This window comes from Thalassospira xianhensis MCCC 1A02616 (assembly GCF_003326475.1).
In the GTDB taxonomy this organism is placed as follows: domain Bacteria; phylum Pseudomonadota; class Alphaproteobacteria; order Rhodospirillales; family Thalassospiraceae; genus Thalassospira; species Thalassospira xianhensis.
Map to the genome: position 1 here is coordinate 44,581 of NZ_JPWA01000018.1, position 17,896 is coordinate 62,476.

The following is a 17,896-nucleotide window of genomic DNA, read 5'->3' on the forward strand; positions in this document are numbered from 1 at the left end:
GCATCACGCGACATGCGCCATCGCATAATGGCGGGGCGTGGTTGCCATCAGGCGTTTGAAAACCCGTTGAAAATGCGCCTGATCGGCAAAACCGCAATCAAGAGCCACATCAACAATCCGCTCCCCGCGCTTGAGCGCATGGCGCGCCTTCTGCACCCGGCAATTGATCAGATAGGCATAGGGCGTCATGCCATGTGCCTTTTTGAACGCGCGCACCAGATAGGATCTCGAAACACCAATCACACCAGCAAGATCATCAAGATTGACGTCCTCGGCGCAATAGGTCCGGATATAGTCGGCGACCCGGTTCATCTTGCTTTTATCCGCCACACCAGACCCATTATGCAAGATGCCGCGCCGGTCAAGCGCCACATGCAGATCGGCAAAGAACGACACCATTGTGCTTTCCTTGGCCAGCTGGTCACAATCGGGATCAATCAATGTATCGGCAAGGCTTTGCAGGCCGGAATACAGCAACGGACTATGGCTGATGGTGTCGGAAAACATCGCAAACCGCCCAGCGGCATCGGCATCGATTTCCACCTGCAAATCCAGAAGCCATGCCGGATCGACAAACAGCATGTCATAACACCATCCCCCACCCGGCACCGGGTTGCAGCCATGAACATCCTCGGGATTGAGCACAACAACCGATCCCTTGCCGGTTTCATGGGTCTTGCCCCGGTTCCAATAGGTACTGCGCCCGCCCTTAACGATGCCGATTGAAAACGTGTCGTGGCTGTGCCGTTCATAACAAACACCCCGCCCATCATCGACCCGGCGCAGTTCGACAAACGGCAAACCGGCATCGCGCCAGAAACACTGATTATCTGATTTTGCCTTGCCCATTGAAACGCCTGCACCATCTTTGGGAATGAAAACGCGAAAATCCGAAGATAGGTTAATTTCACCGGTGGCACCAGTGGCCGGACCTGATTATAGTCCCCCAAATGTTCGATGATCGTTCTGATCCCACGCCCAAATTCATGCCACCCGACGCACCCGTTATGGTCGTCGGATTGCGCCATGCTGTCTTTCTATCGCCCGACGGGGAAATAGAAGAATTGCCACATGGCGCGGCGGCCAAGCGTGCGCGATCCCAACGCCCTATATTGGTCCATACCCCGGCATCAGCACGACGGATGAAATCCGATCCGTTTCCGGCCCATGATTTGCTGGAACTGTTTGCCTTTGTCCGCCCGGCGCAGTTTTGCGTCCCCACACCGCGCGGGCTTGCCATGGCGACGGGGCAACGGGCTTGCGATGATCTGATCGGACAGGCTGAGGCCTTGGCCGAAGCAATGAAACGGTTATTGCAGGAACTTGCCACACTGCCACGTGAAAAACGTGCGCGCGCGCTTTCCATCGCATGGCCGATGGCGCGCGGGCATTGGATGTGGGGTGTACCGGTTCTGGCGGCCCTTGGTGCGGATGGTGACGGGCCACATAAATTTGCCGTCTATGAAGGGCTTAAAGTCTGGAAGAAAATGGGCGAATGGACCGAACATGCCCCTCCGCCCCCGCCCGGCAACAATCCGGTCGATCCCAAAGACGCCCGCGAACGGTTAAAAAAGCTTCTGGGCGAAGGGGCGGAAGAACGCCCGCAACAGGCAGATTATGCATCTGCCGTTTGTTCGGCCTTTGCGCCGCGCACCGCCGAAGGCACGCCCAATATCGTCTTGGCCGAAGCTGGGACCGGAACGGGAAAGACGCTGGGCTATGTTGCCCCGGCATCAATCTGGGCACAAAAGAATGACGGGGCGGTGTGGATTTCAACCTATACCCGCAACCTGCAACGTCAGATCGATCAGGAACTGAACCGTCTTTATGACGATCCCAAGGACAAACGCCTGAAGGCGGTCGTGCGCAAGGGCCGCGAAAATTACCTGTGCCTTCTGAATTTCGAAGAAGCCCAAAGACCGCTGGCGCAACAGCCCCATCAGGCGATCCCGCTGGGGCTTATGGCGCGCTGGGCATCGCAAACGCGCGATGGCGATATGGTCGGCGGTGATTTCCCGGCATGGCTGACGGAACTGATCGGGAACCGCTTTACCAGTGCGCTTGCCGATCAGCGCGGCGAATGCATTTATGCCGCCTGCCCGCATTATTCGCGCTGCTTTGTTGAAAAAACCGTGCGTCGTGCAAGGTCGGCTGAGATCGTGGTCGCCAACCATGCACTGGTGATGGTTCAGGCTGCGCTTGGCGGGCTTGACGATGCGTCGATGCCGACCCGATATGTCTTTGACGAAGGACATCACCTGTTTGATGCCGCCGACAAGGCCTTTTCCGCACACCTGACCGGGCAGGAAGGTGCAGAATTGCGCCGCTGGTTATTGGGTGCCGAAAACAAGGGCCAGTCACGCGCACGCGGTCTTAAACAACGTCTTGAAACCCTGATCATGGATCGGGACGAGCTTCGCGATGCCGTAAATGCGGTGATCCAGGCCGCCCAATGCCTGCCCGAACAGGGCTGGCTGATGCGCATCCATGACGGGGCCGAACATGCCAAGGGCCCGGCGGAATTGTTCCTTGCCCATGTGCGGGCACAGGTCATGGCACGTGCCGCCGAAGGCGACCGGGGCTATTCGATTGAAACCGATTGCAAACCGGCCATTGACCCGGTTCTGGCCAGTGCAGCGGATCTAGATCGTGCGTTAGGCGCCCTTGAAAAACCGGCCAAGGCCCTGATCAAGATCATCGCCCATATGCTGGATGAAAAGGCCGACGAGCTTGAAAGTGCCGAACGCCAGCGCCTTGATGCAGCGATGCGTTCCCTTGAACGGCGTGCGATCATGCAGGTTGCCGCATGGCGCGGGATGCTTGAAAGCCTTGTCGATGCCACCCCGCCGGAATTTGTCGACTGGTTTGCCATCGAACGGCAGTTTGGCCGCGATTTTGATGTCGGCATGCACCGCCATCATATCGACCCCACATTGCCCCTGACCGCGGCCCTGGCACCCTCCGCCCATGGGTTGGTGATCACGTCGGCCACGCTCCGCGATGGCACGGGCGATGAAATGTTTGACTGGGGCGTTGCCGAAGATCGCACCGGCGCATCGCACATGCCGATGCCTGCGATCCGGGCGGCGATGAAGAGCCCCTATGACTACGCCAAACAGACCAAGGTTTTCATCATCAATGACCTTGGGCGCGAGAACCCCGACCATGTGGCAGCGGCCTATCGCGAACTGTTTCTCGCGTCCGGTGGCGGGGCACTTGGCCTGTTTACCGCGATCAACCGTTTGCGGGCGGTTTACGAACGCCTGACCGGGCCGCTAGATGATGCCGGGTTGCAACTTCTGGCGCAGCATATTGACGGCATGGATGTATCCACCCTGATTGACATTTTCCGGGTTGAACGCGATGCCTGTCTATTGGGTACCGATGCGGTACGCGACGGGGTCGATGTGCCGGGGGATAGCCTTCGCCTTATCGTGTTTGACCGCGTGCCATGGCCACGCCCCGATATCCTGCACCGGGCGCGTAAGGCTGCATTTCATGGTGCACGCTATGATGACATGTTAACGCGTCTGCGGATGAAGCAGGCCTTTGGCCGCCTTGTTCGCCGTGCAGAAGACCGTGGGGTTTTTGTACTGCTTGATAACAGGATGCCGTCGCGATTGCTGGGTGCATTCCCCGAAGACGTCAACGTGCAACGGGTTGGCATGCGCGAAGCAATTGAACAGACGCGCGCATTTCTGCGTCCCAGTCAGGTTTGAGCACCGGGGAAACCTTGCAGGTCTTTCCCCCACTCTTTCGCCCACAATCCCAAAGGCACCAGCATTTTATAAAGTTCCCGTCCGCGCAGGGTGACCCGATATCCCGTGGTATCGTGATCAACTAGACAGGCAGCGCGCAGCTCGGCGATCCGGGTATTGAGTGTTGTGGGTGACAGGTTATCACATTTTTCCTGAAGTTCGCGAAAGGTACAGGGCCCCTGCTCGGACAGGGTCCAGACAATTCCCATCGCCCAACGCCGCCCCAAAAGATCGAATAGCACCATGATCGGCGCGCCGCTTTGCGAACCGCGAACGGGTTTTCCGGGGGCAGGTATTTTCATCCTTCGATCCCTCTTGTGCGCTACATAAATGGTAGCATTGCCGGATTGACCTTTCATTGCTATGAATATTGTAGCAGTCACCTCACAGGAAGGAAACCGATATGGCCGAAACCGATTTTGAAATTCTTGATCCGCGGTTTAAAACGCTGGTGAAAACCAGTGCGGTGATCGAAAAACTCTGGTCAGGTGGCCGCTGGACCGAAGGTCCGGCCTATTTTCCAGCGCTTAAATCGCTGGTGTTTTCCGATATACCGAATGACCGCCTGATGCGGTTTGACGAGACTACAGGTCAGACCGGTATTCTGATGGGCGGGCGTGATCGCTATGTAAATGGCAATACCGTCGACCGGCAGGGTCGGCTGGTCAGTTGCGAACATGGCGGGCGGTGCATTACACGTACCGAACATGACGGTCGCTTGACCGTTCTGGCCGACCGTTATGAGGGCAAACGGTTCAACAGCCCCAATGACCTTGTCGTCAAATCTGATGGCTCGATCTGGTTTACCGATCCGGCATATGGCATTGATTCCGATTATGAGGGCTTTCGCGACGAACCCGAAATTGATGGTTGCCACGTTTACCGGATTGACGGCGTGACAGGCAAAATCACCCGCGTTGCCGATGATTTCAAACGCCCCAACGGGTTGGCATTCTCACCCGATGAAAGAAAACTTTACATCGCCGACACAGGTGCCACCCATTTCGAAAGCGGCGAACGCCACATAAGGGGTTTCGATGTCCGCGATGACAACAGCCTTGCAGGAGGTGACGTTTTTGCTCAATGCAGCAACGGACTGTTTGACGGCTTCCGGTTGGACAATGCCGGACGGCTTTGGTGCAGCGCCACCGACGGTGTGCATTGCCTGTCCGATACCGGTGATCTGATCGGCAAGATTCTTGTGCCTGAACGGGTATCGAATGTCTGCTTTGGCGGCCCGAAAAACAATCGCCTGTTCATCACCGCGACCGGATCGCTTTATTCCGTCCTGCTGCCGACCACAGGCCTTCGGACATTTTAAGGCCATGGACAAAGCGCGTTTGACCAACGCGACCTTTCACCCCATATCCGAAGGGCGAGATGGACCGACACATAAAAGGATAAACCGATGTCCCGCCCCCCCCTGAAGGAAGCGATAGAACATTGCCGGGCCGAGGTCATGGCGGCCTCGGGTGTGGTTGGCGTGGCGGCCGGTGTGTCGCGCATCCATCCCGACCGCCAATGCATTCATGTCTATGTGTCCTGCCCCGGCTGGCCGGACGGCGTTCCCCATGATGTTGACGGCTACGATGTAGAGTTGATTCCAGGCAAGGGTTTTACAGCCTTTTGAGTGCCATAAACCCCTGTCATGCTGAACAAAACCGGTAATAAAAGCCGGAAAATCCGGAGCAGAACCGTGATAACAGCAATAGGGAATCCCAACCATGACACGGGCCAATTTTGCGCAATATCGGGACTTCATCCGTCAAACCAACCAGTTCGATCCGCTGCTGGAACGCGGCGAAATAAACGGTTATTCGCTGGGCCGGAAAACCGTGAAGGGGGTCGATACTGGCGAGCTTGCCATCGTCATTTTCGTGAACCGTAAAATCGCGGCAAGCCAGCTTGCTCTGTCGCACCGCATCCCCAATCTGGTACAGCATCCCGCAGGTAGTGGCGGCACGGTCGATTTCATTACCGATGTTCAGGAAGCAAGCTTTTCGCGCCGTTCGCTAACCGGGCGAGAACGCCCAGCCACCAGCGGCATCAGCATCGGCCATGTTGATATCACCGCCGGAACACTGGGCGGATTGATGCGTGACCGGCGAAGCGGGGCGGTCGTGATCCTGTCGAATAATCATGTTCTGGCCAATTCGAACGATGCGCGACCGGGCGATGCCATCCTGCAACCGGGCATTGCCGATGGCGGCCATGATCCGGACGATGTGATTGCCGGTCTGGCCCGGTTTGTGCCGATTGATTTTCGCGACAATGCCGAAAACCGCATGGATGCAGCGATTGCTGCACCGCTTGAACCCGCAGCCGAATATGTCCGCTGGCACACGCAGAATATCGGGCCGGAAACACCTGGGAAAACGCGCAATCTTGGCGACGGCGACCTTGGCACGACGGTTCATAAAACCGGGCGCACCACCGGTCATACGAAAGGGTCGATACAGGGTCTTTATGCCACCGTGCAGGTCAGTTACGGCGACGCCGGAAATGCTGTTTTCATCGATCAGGTGATCATTTCCCAACCGCTGGGTCAGGGCGATTTTTCACGCGGTGGCGATTCCGGTTCGCTGGTTTATGACGATGACAATGTCTGTATCGGGTTGCTGTTTGCCGGATCGGAAAGCACTGCGCGCGATCCGGGCACAACCATCATCACCCCGATCGAGGTCGTGATGAAGGAACTTGATCTTGAACTGATCACGCCGGGTGCCTTCCCGCATGATCCGTGATCGGCAATAGCTAGCGGATAGAAACCTTGCCCATCGCCATCGATACCATCAGGTAACTGAAACCCGATGACAGCAGATTGATGCCCAGCAAAAGCCCGATAGCCCATGTCGCGGAACTTGGCAGTTCGGCGAAGATCAGGATACCGGCAAGCACCGCGATCCCACCAGAAAACAGCATCCATTTCCAGCCTGGAAACTGGCTGAGCCGAAACGCCATGACAAGTTCAAGAAGCCCCTGCAGGATAAAGGCAATCGCCAGCAAAACCGTCAGGGTCACAATCCCGGTCAACGGGAAAAACGCCAGCCACCCGCCGACAAGCGCAAACAGAACGCCTTGCACCACATCGATCCAGCGGCGCGTTGGTGTATCGGCATTCCACGCGCCGTAAAAATGCCCGACAGCCCCGATGATAAACAACCAGCCGATCACGGTTTTAAACGCAATCGTCGTGGCAAACGGGAAGGCGACGGCAAGAATACCCAGCAAAAGCAGAACGATCCCGACAGTCCGAAGCCGTTTGCGCCCCTTTTCCAGAAGTCCGCGCATTTCCGGCGTACCGTCATTCACGATAAGTGTCATTACCCTGTTCCTTTGCTTCAAAGACGCCAGCTGCAACTATAACCTGTATACTCCTAGTCCTCATTCCCCACCAAGTCTGCATTGATGTTACGCACAAGCGCAAGGCGCAACGCATTGAGGATTGCAATAACATCAATACCTTCCTGAAGAATTGCCCCCGTCACCGGGCTGATGAGGCCAAAGGCGGCAAAGCCCATGGCAATAATCGACAACACCATACCGCCAATAACGCTTTGCAACAAAATACGGCGCATGGCGGTGCTGATATGAAACAATTCATCGACGGTCTGAAGCGAGCTTTCGGGGATCACGGCACCTGCGGCCTCGGCGGTAACCGAACTGTGCTTGCCAAAGGCGACGCCAACGGTTGCCACCGCCAATGCCGGGGCATCATTGATGCCATCCCCCATGAAAAGGGTCGGTGCGATCGCCGCCTCGCGGCGCACGATGGCAACCTTTTGTTCCGGGCTTTGCGATGCAAGGCTTTCGCGAATACCCAGCAATTTCGAAAGATGGCTGACCTCGCTTTCGCGGTCTCCCGATAGCAGCATGATCTTTGTGAAATGGTGGATCGGGGCAAGATGACCGACAAAATGTTTGCCATCCGAACGCGGACTGTCGCGGAAACGAAAGGTCGCGCCATAAGCCCCGTCTATCATGATCGCACATTCCAGCCCGCTGACACTGGGCGGCAGGATATCGGCCATCGACGGATCACCTGCAATCAGCTTCTTGCGATGGGTCACCGCAATTTCGTGGCCATCCACCACACCGGTCAAACCTTGCCCCGGTTTTTCCGAAACCCGGGCCACATCGCCCAGTGCAAGCTTTCGCTCATCCGCCGCTGCCAGAACCGCCATCGCCAGTGGATGTTTGGAGTATCGTTCCAGACTGGCAGCAAGGCGCAAGACTTCGCTTGCCGCTTTCCCCGCAGCCGGCACAATTTCGACCAGTTCCGGACGCCCGTAAGTCAGGGTGCCGGTCTTATCGAAAATTGCGGTTTTACAGGTTGGCAACCGTTCCAGAACCGTCGGATCACGGATCACGATCCCGCGCCTTGCCGCCATTGAAATCGCACTCATGATCGTGATCGGAATAGCAATTAAAAGTGGGCAAGGCGTTGCCACAACAAGAACCGCCAGAAACCGCACGGCATCGCCGCTTAGATACCAGGCAGCAACCGCCACCAGCAGCGCGAAGGGCGCGAACCATGCACCGATCTGGTCGCCCAGCCGCCGGATTTTCGGGCGTTTTTGTTCGGCTTCCTGCATCACCTGCATGATCTGGGCATAGCGCGACTCACGTGCACGCCGCTCAGCCCGGACCACCAGCACCGCGTCGCCATTGATCGCCCCCGAAAGCACCGATGCCCCGGGTGCCTTGCTGACAACATAGGGCTCCCCGGTCAGATAGCTTTCATCCATGCTGCCATGACCATCCACAACCAATCCGTCCACCGGGGCTGTATCATGGGGGAAAATTGCAATCAGATCGCCGATGGCAATATCATCAAGCCCGATATCAGAGATGTCTTCTCCGTCCTTGCGATGCGCGATTGTCGGCATGCGATCAGCCAGTGCATTCAGCGCCGATGATGCCTTTCGCATCGCAAAGGCTTCCAGAACCTGACCACCGCCTAGCATCAGGATAATCAGAGACGAAGCCAGATATTCGCCCAGAATGACGCCGGTGACAAAGGCGATGACGGCCAGAAAATCCGCCCCGAAATCGCGTTGAAGCACCTTCAGGGCAATTTCAAAAAGCAAAACCCCGCCGCCAAAGGCCACAACAACCAATAACGGCCAATCCGTTGCTGCAACCCCGAAAACCGGTGCCATCCCTATCGGCATCAAGGCAAAATGCGCAACAATCCCGGTCACGGTTAGTGCCAGCACCACGCGGTTGACACGCTCAGCCGACCACAGAGGCTTTGTCGACAATAGCATACCGCCGGGCTGATCGGCTTTCATGTCGGTCTCTCTCCGAATAACCAACGCAGGATGAATAGCCTAATCCGAAACCGGGTTTTCGCCGAAAACTATTTGCCAACCGCACCATGGGAACACGATAGCCATGATCACGATCAAGTTTTGCAAACCGGGGATGGAATTTTTGGCTTTCCAGACAGTGGATATCGAGACGGTCCTTTTCCTTCATCCAAGGCAAACCAACGGATTTCAATTATTACAGGAACGATTATAAAAAAATGGTGATAAGTGGTTCACACCAACAGGTTTTGACACCCCGCCTTCAAGGGATTATTGAAAGCAGGTATCTTTCCTGAATGGATTGAAATCTGTGTTCAGAGACCGCCAGATATATTCGGCATTCAGACGCAGCCTTTCGGTTGCCGTCGCGTGCTTTTTGCTGGCGAATGCCCTGATGTTCGGCTTCATGCATGCGCCGGTCGCGCTTGCCAATACGCCAACCGTAACAGGCGCAAACACCGATCAAAGCTTTATCCCGCTGATCATCTGTACAGCCAACGGCATCAAGACGATATCCGTCCCTGCCGGTACAACAGAAGAAGGCGGATCATCACCCCATTCCAGCGCCTATGAAGGTTTCCAGTGCGCGATCTGCGGCCTTGGCAATCATGCGGTCGGCCTGCCCGTCGAACCGGAATTGCCCCTGATACATCGCGTGCGGATGTCCAATACGGTCACCGCTCTTCATATCACTGCACGCCTGCATGACTTCTGCCCGATTGCGGCATCACCGCGCGCCCCGCCCTTCCCCGTCTGACTGTCTCCCGGCCTGATGGATGATGTCTGTTGCCCTTCTTGGCGCCAGACCACCCTGCATGGCCAATTTCAGATTGTTTGAGTTCCGGGTACGGATTGTAGGGCCTTTGCGCCTGTATCCCGTCAGACCCGCGACCGAATTGGGGATATCGTGATGCCAAATGCATCGGCACATGCCAAAAATGCGCCCAAAGGGACAAGCAGCCTTTATCGCGCTGTCTGGCGCTGGCATTTCTATGCCGGACTTTTTGTCCTGCCTTTTATGATTCTGCTGGCCGTCACCGGTGCGGCCTATCTATTCCGTGACGAAATTGATGACTGGGTCTATTCCGACCTGAAATTCGTCAATGTTCTGAATGTGCCGCCGCTTCCGATCAGCACGCAGGTTGACGCTGTGCGCTATTTCGTTGGTGACAAACCGGTCAAAATCATCACGCCCGCCTCTCCGGACCGTAGCACCGAAATCGTCATTGCCACATCGGGCGGTGATCGCCGGTCGGTTTATGTCGATCCTTATACCGGGCTGGTTCAGGGATCGATGCCTGATCGCGGCACGATCATGTGGCTGGTGCGCCGCATCCACAGCCTGGCCGAGTTCGGCACTATTGCCAATTACGTCATCGAAATCGCCGCGGGCTGGAGCATTCTGCTGGTCGCGACCGGCACATACCTTTGGTGGCCGCGCGGCGATCAGACAGGTGGGGCGTTGACCGTGCGCGATACGCCTGCACGACGGCGCTGGTGGCGCGATGCCCATGCAGTAACCGGGATTTTCGTCGGGTTCTTTATCGTGTTTCTGGCAGCAACCGGTATGTTCTGGTCAGTGTTCTGGGGCAAATACGCCAATGAATTCGCCAATGGCACGCCCAGCGGTTATCCATCGGGTGTGCGCGTCGATGTACCGCTGTCAACCGTCCCGATGATCGAGGCATTTGGTGAAACCGGCTGGACCACCGAAAACACCCCGATCCCGATGTCGATTGATGGCATGACAAATGCCGGGGGTGACAAACCAACGCCCATCGGCATTGATGCAGCCGTGGCAAAGTTCAAGGAACTTGGCATTGCGCCAGGCTATGCGATTTCGTTGCCAGGTGGTGAAACCGGTGTTTACAGCGCATCAATCTATCCCGATGACCTGTCCCAGCAGCGTGTCATTCATCTGGACCAGTATTCGGGTCGACCGCTGATTGATATGGGATACCAGGATTACGGCATCTTTGGCCGCATCATGGAATGGTCGATCAATGTCCATCTTGGTCAGGAATACGGGGTGATCAACCAGATTGTCCTGATGATTGTCTGTGCCGCAATTGTCTTTATGGCAGTTTCGGGCGGGGTGATGTGGTGGAAACGCCGCCCTGCCGGATCGCTTGGCGTACCGCCCTTGCCGCGCCGGACAAAAAGTCTGGTCGGGGTGACGGCGATCCTTGCAATTGGCGGGATCATTTACCCGGTCGTTGGTGCATCCATGCTGGTGATCTGGTTGCTGGACTGGCTGTTTGTCGCCCGTCCCGCCCGTGCATTCCGCACGGCCTGACCGTTAGACAAAGTAAACCGGCCATCCGGCCGAACAAAAGATCTGGTGTCGATACGCGGCACCCCGCAACGTGCCGCGTATCTCCCTTGTGCCATCGGGAGCTCCCAATGAACAACGAAGACGCCTTGAAACATCTTGAGAAACTTGCTGAAAACCCGGCCCTTGATATGGGGGCCAATGCCGCCATCGGGCACCACGAAGAGGAAGGTGAATATATCTATCGCATCCTGTCGGGCCTTGTGATGCAATGCCACTATGCCGAAGATGGCGAACGTCAGGTCTGCCGCGTGTTTCGCCCCGGCGACCTCATCGGACTTGAGACCGTTGTCGAACCCGGTCTTTCACTGATCAGCGAAACCCTGACACCAACGGTGCTAATGCGCATTCCGGTTGCGCGTGTTCGCATGGCCCAGACAAACAACCCCGAACTGCAACAGGCGATCCTGCGTCTGCTCGCGCGCGAGGTTGTCGATGGCTATAACTGGAAGGTCAATCTGGGGACCGGATCGGCGATGCGCCGGATTTGCCGGTTCTTGCTCTGGAGTGCCAAGGATGATCACTGCCCGCTGCCGACACGCGACAAGCTGGGCAGCATCATCGCCACAACCACTGAAACCGCAAGCCGCATGATTGCCGATCTGCGCCGTCAGGGGGTCTTGCGCAAAAGCCGGTCACGCCCGTCAACGGTTGTGATTGACCGGGATCGGGTGCGTCAGAAGGCCGGTGATTTCTGGGATCACCGCGCTGCATGATCGCCGACAGAACGTTTTGAAAACCGGGAATGCGGTCGCCTGCACAATCAGTGCGGCCGCGTATTCCCGCCAAATGAAACATCGAATGGCATGGTCACGTTCGATTTCAACAGCACTTCAAAATCGCTGGCCGGGATCGGCTTGCTGAAATAGAAGCCCTGCACCTCGTCAACCCCTTCGGAAACGATGCGCTCAAGCTGCATTTCCGTCTCGATCCCTTCGACATTGACCGCCATGCCAAACGACCGCGCCAGGAACACTACGGCGCGCACAATCGCCGCATTGCCATCGCGACTGTCCAGATCGATGATAAACGATCGGTCGATCTTGATCTTGTCGACCGGGAAGCGTTTCAGATAGGCCAGCGATGAATAACCGGTGCCGAAATCATCAATCGCAATCCGGATACCCTGATTGCGCAGAATGCCAAGTGTGATCGCCGCTTCGCGCGGGTTATCCATCACCGCACTTTCGGTGACTTCAAACTGCAACTGGGTCGGGTTCAAACGCGACCGTTCCAGAACATCGCCGACACTCTCAATAAGGTCCTCGTGCCGTGCCAGTTCCAGCGGCGAAAGATTGACCGAAATCGTCAGTTCACCATAGCCGGCATCGACCCATTGTCGGGTCTGTTTGCAGGCCTGATTGAGCACCCAACGCCCGACATCGGCAATGATGCCCATGCGTTCAGCCACGGGAATGAAATCGACCGGACTGACCTGCCCGCGTGATGGATGGAACCAGCGTACCAATGCCTCCATCCCGATGATCTTGTGGTTCGCGATATCAATGATCGGCTGATAGAATAGCTCCAACTCGTCATTTTCAATCGCGTGGCTAAGGTCACGTTCAAGCGCCTTGCGTTCCTGCACTTCGACCTGCAAGCGCGGCTCGAAGAAATGATACCGGTTGCGTCCTTCGGCCTTGGAGCAATAAAGCGCCAGATCGACATTCCGAAACAGGTCTTTTTCATCGCGCCCGTCCTGCGGGAACATGCAGATCCCGACCGATGTCGATGCCTGCACCTCGTTCCCGTCCAGCATGAAGCGTTCAGACACCCGTTCAATCAGGCGCTGCGCAACAAGGGTCACTTCCTCGACCGTGCCCGGATCATGGATCAGAACGGCAAATTCATCCCCGCCAAGGCGTGCGACAACATCCTCGTTACGAAGGCAGACCCGCATGCGCTCCCCTACCCCCTGCAAGAGTAGGTCGCCGATGGGATGCCCTAGCGTATCATTGATGTCCTTGAAGTTATCCAGATCAAACAGCATCAGCACAAAACTGCGCTTTTCATGCTTACCGCGCTTGACCGCGGCAGCAAGACGTTCCTGAAACAGGGTTCGGTTGGGAAGTCCGGTCAATCCGTCATGATGAGCCAGGAACTGGATGCGGGCTTCGCTGCGTTTACGATCAGTAATGTCGGTGATTGATCCTTCGATCAGAACCGGCACGCCTTTGTCATCACGGACCAATCGGGCATTTTCCTCGACCCAGATGATCTTGCCATCGCGGCGGCGCATTTCGGCCTCAAACCCCTGAACCGCACCATCACGCAGCAGCTTGCCCGTCAGGCGCAGCCGATTGGTCGGGTTAAGGTAACATTGCGAAAACCCGCTTTGAGACACCAGCAATTCATCGGCACTGTCATAGCCGAGGATTGACACAAAAGCCGGGTTAGCCGACAGGATATCGCCCAGCGGGCGGCTTTGATAAAGCCCTTCGGCGGAATTTTCGAAAATACCCCGATATTTTTCCTCGGCCCGGCGAAGAGCGCGTTCGACCGACAGTTTTTCGGTCACATCCTGCCCGATGCAGATCACACCTGATATGTCGCCATCTTCGCCGAAATGCGCACGCGCATTCCATTGCAACAGGCGCACCTCGCCGTCGCGACGACGGAATGAAATGACTTCGTCCTTGATGATCTCACCGGAAATCAGGCGCTTGATTGCCTGACGCACCTGATCGCGCTCCCCCGGAAGCAACAGGAAATCAAAGAAATTCTGCCCCGCTGCTTCCATCCAGGAATAGCCGAATGTCCATTCGCATTCGCGGTTATATTCCAGAATACGTCCTTCGCTATCAAGGAACAGGATCACGCTGCCCGCAGTTTGGACCAGCGCGCGATAGCGTTCCTGACGACGGCGCAGATCATATTCTGCCTGACGGCTTTTGGTGATGTCGGTAACGGTAACGCTATACCCCAGAAGCGATCCGCCCTCGCCGCGAATTTCTGTCGCGTTGATCCGCACCCAAAGCTGACTGCCATCCTGACGGCGCATTTCCACATCGCGCGCCTGTATGCCATTGCCCGAGACAAGATCACGACGCAAATCGCGCAAATCCTCGGATCGGGCATAAAACTTTTCGGGATTGGTCAGATAGGCCTGACGCAGTTCACGGACATTGTCATAGCCAAACAATGTTGCGGCTTCTTCGTTCACGCTGGTCAGCGTACCATCAGCCGCCAGATCGATAATGCCATGCACGGCATGTTCAAGTGCCCGGCGATAGCTTTCCTCGCGCGTGCGTTCCTGCCCGAACAGCGCAATCGCATCCTGCGTCGGCAAAGGCATGCGCTGCCACTGGTAAATCCGCTGCCCGTAATGGACCGTTCGAACCTCATCCCAGTCGCCGGTATCCTCCCCTTCTTCGAACAGAGCACGTTGTCCGGTTGGCTTGGTCAGCGACAATGCACCGGGCAGCCCCATTTCGAGGGCTGCCTGTTCTGCCGCCTTGTTCGAGAATCGCAAACCGCCATCGCGTTCGACCACAAGAACCGGTTGCGGGGAAATCAGCACCCCGGTGCCTGTCGTTGCATCGGCATCTTGCAGGGCGATGATGCGGACATAAACCTGTTCGGAAAATGAAAGCTGCCAGGCAAAAAACTGAACATCGCGACCGTCGATATGGTCAACGCGCGAAAAATAGCCGACAGCATTGAGGGCTTCGGCACTGATTTCACGAATGTTTCGGGCAATTTCGGGATGGGTATCGATTTTTTGCCAGGTATCATCGGCAAGGTCGGGCGAGATCGTCTGCACCCACGGCGCATTGACAAGAAGGCTCTCGCCGATGGGATCATAAACCCCCGACGGTACACGAAGATGCCCAATCAACGCCGCAAGAGTTCCCGCAGCATTGCTTGAAATGATAACTCCCATACCCGGCTTATTCGTCATTTTTGTTATCGCTGCGAGACCATAACTATTACCCCATGCGCTGCAAAGGCCTATTTTATTCCCAAGAGAGAATGCGATGCGTTCCTGACGCTAACATGTTGTAATTTTTTAAGCATCCCCTTCGGTTCACAGCCTCTACGCATGAATGCGTAGCAAGCCCCCCTGTGTCCCGACGACCAAAGGATGCCTCATACTTCACTACGCAATCATTAAAATCGTGAGGATTTAAACGGTTAACTGTTGCCGGGGATCAAATACCGTCTTAGGTTCTATGTCCATCGGAGTTGTCACACGCCATCAGCCGGTGCGTCGACGTTCGGCGGGAATATCCGTTAACGGTCAGTCACCCGGAAAAGGAGTAATCATCGTGATCTCGCATCAGGACGCCTTGATTTACACAATGGTTATGGTTTCGGCCTCGGATAACGATATTACCGACGCAGAACTTTCCGCAATGGGGCGTCGGGTTCGTTACCTTCCGATTTTTGCCGGTTTTGACAATGACGGTGTTACCGCAGTTGCACGTGACTGTGCCAAGTTGCTTGCCGAAGAAGACGGGCTCGACAGCACGCTGGATATGATCCGCGAAGCTCTGCCGCGCAAATTGCGCGAAACAGCCTATGTCTTTGCCTGTGAAATTGTCCTGTCTGACAGCGAAATCAGCCAAGAAGAACTTCGCATTCTCGAACTGATACGTCACCGGCTTGATATCGACCGTCTTGTAGGTGCAGCCATTGAACGCGCGATGGCCGCGCGTTATGTCCGCCCTGGCGAATTCTAGGTCCGTGAAGATAAAAGCGAAGACAGCACAGAACGACCACATAATTTCCATTCCGACGACATAGCGTCGGCCGACAGTGACGGAATCCGAACGAAACGCGCATAACATCAGGCAAGTGCCTTGAATTGCTGCTTTCTTTGTCAGACCGCCATGTTATGGCCGCACCTGCATTTTTACTGCCGCCCGCCCGGTTCCCCGAACCGGGATGTTTTTGATCGTCTAATCGCTTTTGACAGTCACATTGAAGGCCCACGCGTTGGCCAAAACGAAGGAACACCGTTATGACCGCACTTGCCGGGGAAAATATCGCATTCATCGGTTTGGGACTGATGGGCCGCCCCATGGCGCTCAATCTTGAAAAGGCTGGCGCGATCCTGACCGTCAATACGCGTAATCCCGAAACGCTCAATGCCTTTGACGATCTGGGCGTTGCAACCGCTCCGACGCCGGCTGATGCCGCCGCGGATGCCGATATCGTCATCATCTGTGTCGCCAATACCGAAGCGCTTGAAAATGTCCTACTTGGCGAAGACGGCGTGATTGATGGCATGGAAGAAGGCACCATCGTTGTCGATATGGGCACAACCGCCATCGATGCGACGCGGCGCTTTGCCGATGCAGTCGAAGAAGCAGGCGGCCACTGGATCGATGCCCCGGTATCAGGCGGAACACACGGGGCTGAAAACGGTACGCTCACCATCATGGTCGGTGCTGAAGAAGAAGATTTTCAACGTGTCCAGCGTGTCTTTGGCGTTCTTGGATCACGCGTTACCCATGTCGGGGAAATCGGATCAGGCCAGATCGCAAAAGCAGCCAACCAGATGATTGTCGGCATCACCATCGGTGCCATTGCCGAAGCCTTTTCCATGGCGGACGAGGCCGGGGTCGATCTGCACAAATTGCGCTCCGCGCTGACCGGTGGCTTTGCGGATTCCGCGATCCTGCAAAAGCACGGCGAACGCATGATCGAACGCAATTTCGAACCAGGTGGCAAGGTCGTGACCCAGCGCAAGGACCTGTATCAGGCGCTTGAATTTTCCGAAGGCGAACTGGGCCTTGAACTGCCCTTCTCGCGGCTCGCCCTTGAACTTTACGAAGAACTGATCGAAATGGGCGGCGGCGATCTTGACCATTCCGCCCTGATCAAGATTTACGAAGAAGAATGACATGCAAAAAGCAGGGGGGCCTCGGGCGACCCTGCTTTTTGCAAGCCAAGCAGCGCCTCATCCTGACAGATGCGATCCCATTCGGTACAGGTAAAGCATATCCGATCCCGACTGCATCGGGACTTCGCCAAAGGCCTGCCAGCCTGGAATGGCAAAAGCGCGTGAAATCACAATCCCGCCCGGTGTCATCCGCTGGCTTAACACATCCCCAACATCCGTCATCACGCGCGGATCAAGAAAGCACACAACAACATCCCCCGGATCCTGATCACGCGTTCGAAAATCCGCGCGCACCAGCGAGAGGTTTTCAAGCTGTGCGAGCCGTGCACGAATGCGGCTGACCGCATAGGGCAAGGGCGATAGTTCGATCCCGGTCACGGTAACGTCGGGTCGGGCGCGCGCAATGCTGATCACCAAATCTCCCCACCCCGAACCGAAATCGGCCACCCGGCAGGGTTCCTTGGGCAGATAGGATATGATTTCCGTTCGTGCCTTGCGACCACTTGGCATTGGTACTGCACGCAATCGGATGGCATAGATCAGTATCAGCGCGATAACGACGCCAAGAATGACAAGGATGGATAATTCACTCATGGGCTGGCTAACCAATCTTTCTGATCTGTGCTAGGTTGGGGACTTACTCCTG

15 protein-coding genes and 1 pseudogene are annotated in these 17,896 nt (G+C 56.2%); 10 read left to right on the forward strand and 6 right to left on the reverse strand.

Annotated features, from left to right (window positions below):
* Positions 1-3: 3 nt before the first annotated feature.
* Positions 4-849 carry an AraC family transcriptional regulator gene (locus TH5_RS15075; RefSeq protein WP_114122512.1) on the reverse strand — a complete coding sequence of 282 codons (846 nt, stop codon included), beginning with the start codon at positions 847-849 and terminating at the stop codon, positions 4-6.
* A 101-nt stretch (positions 850-950) separates the two neighbouring features.
* On the opposite strand from TH5_RS15075, the gene TH5_RS15080 reads away from it, so the two are divergent.
* Positions 951-3,719 (forward strand): ATP-dependent DNA helicase, encoded by a 2,769-nt coding sequence (locus TH5_RS15080; RefSeq protein WP_114122513.1) that lies wholly within the window; start codon positions 951-953, stop codon positions 3,717-3,719.
* Here the strand turns inward: TH5_RS15080 and TH5_RS15085 are convergent.
* Positions 3,710-4,060 (reverse strand): winged helix-turn-helix transcriptional regulator, encoded by a 351-nt coding sequence (locus tag TH5_RS15085; RefSeq protein WP_114122514.1) that lies wholly within the window; start codon positions 4,058-4,060, stop codon positions 3,710-3,712. The two genes, TH5_RS15080 and TH5_RS15085, sit on opposite strands and share 10 nt — an antisense overlap.
* A 101-nt stretch (positions 4,061-4,161) precedes the next feature.
* On the opposite strand from TH5_RS15085, the gene TH5_RS15090 reads away from it, so the two are divergent.
* From TH5_RS15090 to TH5_RS15095, 3 genes are all read left to right on the forward strand, one after another.
* Complete coding sequence (locus TH5_RS15090) at positions 4,162-5,079, forward strand: SMP-30/gluconolactonase/LRE family protein (RefSeq protein ID WP_114122515.1); 918 nt, start codon at positions 4,162-4,164, stop codon at positions 5,077-5,079.
* An 87-nt stretch (positions 5,080-5,166) separates the two neighbouring features.
* Positions 5,167-5,388: a hypothetical protein gene (locus TH5_RS25335; RefSeq protein ID WP_062960946.1), complete on the forward strand. Its 222-nt coding sequence runs from the start codon at positions 5,167-5,169 to the stop codon at positions 5,386-5,388.
* A 94-nt stretch (positions 5,389-5,482) separates the two neighbouring features.
* A complete protein-coding gene (locus TH5_RS15095; protein ID WP_114122516.1) occupies positions 5,483-6,502 on the forward strand; it encodes a chymotrypsin family serine protease in 1,020 nt (339 codons plus the stop codon).
* Positions 6,503-6,512: 10 nt separating this feature from the next.
* Here the strand turns inward: TH5_RS15095 and TH5_RS15100 are convergent, their stop codons facing one another.
* Positions 6,513-7,082, reverse strand: a complete 570-nt coding sequence (locus tag TH5_RS15100; RefSeq protein WP_114122517.1) for an HdeD family acid-resistance protein — start codon at positions 7,080-7,082, stop codon at positions 6,513-6,515.
* A 53-nt stretch (positions 7,083-7,135) separates the two neighbouring features.
* The gene (locus TH5_RS15105; protein ID WP_114122518.1) at positions 7,136-9,052 is read right to left on the reverse strand and encodes a heavy metal translocating P-type ATPase; all 1,917 of its coding nucleotides are present in this window, start codon (positions 9,050-9,052) and stop codon (positions 7,136-7,138) included.
* 328 nt (positions 9,053-9,380) lie between these two features.
* On the opposite strand from TH5_RS15105, the gene TH5_RS15110 reads away from it, so the two are divergent.
* The 3 genes from TH5_RS15110 to TH5_RS15120 all read left to right on the forward strand — a co-directional run bounded on the left by TH5_RS15110 (position 9,381) and on the right by TH5_RS15120 (position 12,118).
* The gene (locus TH5_RS15110) at positions 9,381-9,827 is read left to right on the forward strand and encodes a DUF2946 family protein (protein WP_244204935.1); all 447 of its coding nucleotides are present in this window, start codon (positions 9,381-9,383) and stop codon (positions 9,825-9,827) included.
* Between the two features lie 153 nt (positions 9,828-9,980).
* A complete protein-coding gene (locus TH5_RS15115; RefSeq protein ID WP_114122520.1) occupies positions 9,981-11,366 on the forward strand; it encodes a PepSY-associated TM helix domain-containing protein in 1,386 nt (461 codons plus the stop codon).
* Positions 11,367-11,473: 107 nt separating this feature from the next.
* Positions 11,474-12,118 (forward strand): Crp/Fnr family transcriptional regulator, encoded by a 645-nt coding sequence (locus TH5_RS15120; protein ID WP_114122521.1) that lies wholly within the window; start codon positions 11,474-11,476, stop codon positions 12,116-12,118.
* 47 nt (positions 12,119-12,165) lie between these two features.
* Here TH5_RS15120 and TH5_RS15125 read toward each other — a convergent pair whose 3' ends face one another.
* On the reverse strand, positions 12,166-15,303 hold the full coding sequence (locus TH5_RS15125) for a sensor domain-containing protein (RefSeq protein ID WP_244204936.1): 3,138 nt from the start codon (positions 15,301-15,303) through the stop codon (positions 12,166-12,168).
* A gap of 367 nt (positions 15,304-15,670) precedes the next feature.
* Between TH5_RS15125 and TH5_RS15130 the strand changes: the two genes are divergently transcribed.
* The 3 genes and pseudogenes from TH5_RS15130 (at position 15,671) to TH5_RS26065 (ending at position 17,250) form a co-directional block, all read left to right on the forward strand.
* Complete coding sequence (locus tag TH5_RS15130) at positions 15,671-16,084, forward strand: tellurite resistance TerB family protein (RefSeq protein ID WP_082824825.1); 414 nt, start codon at positions 15,671-15,673, stop codon at positions 16,082-16,084.
* A 263-nt stretch (positions 16,085-16,347) separates the two neighbouring features.
* Positions 16,348-16,854: pseudogene (locus tag TH5_RS26060) on the forward strand (NAD(P)-dependent oxidoreductase); the annotation flags it as partial.
* A gap of 30 nt (positions 16,855-16,884) precedes the next feature.
* Positions 16,885-17,250, forward strand: a complete 366-nt coding sequence (locus TH5_RS26065; RefSeq protein ID WP_258547313.1) for an NAD(P)-dependent oxidoreductase — start codon at positions 16,885-16,887, stop codon at positions 17,248-17,250.
* A gap of 57 nt (positions 17,251-17,307) precedes the next feature.
* Here the strand turns inward: TH5_RS26065 and TH5_RS15140 are convergent, their stop codons facing one another.
* Entirely contained in the window at positions 17,308-17,844 is a 537-nt protein-coding gene (locus TH5_RS15140; protein WP_114122523.1) for an SAM-dependent methyltransferase, read from the reverse strand.
* Between the last annotated feature and the right edge of the window lie 52 nt (positions 17,845-17,896).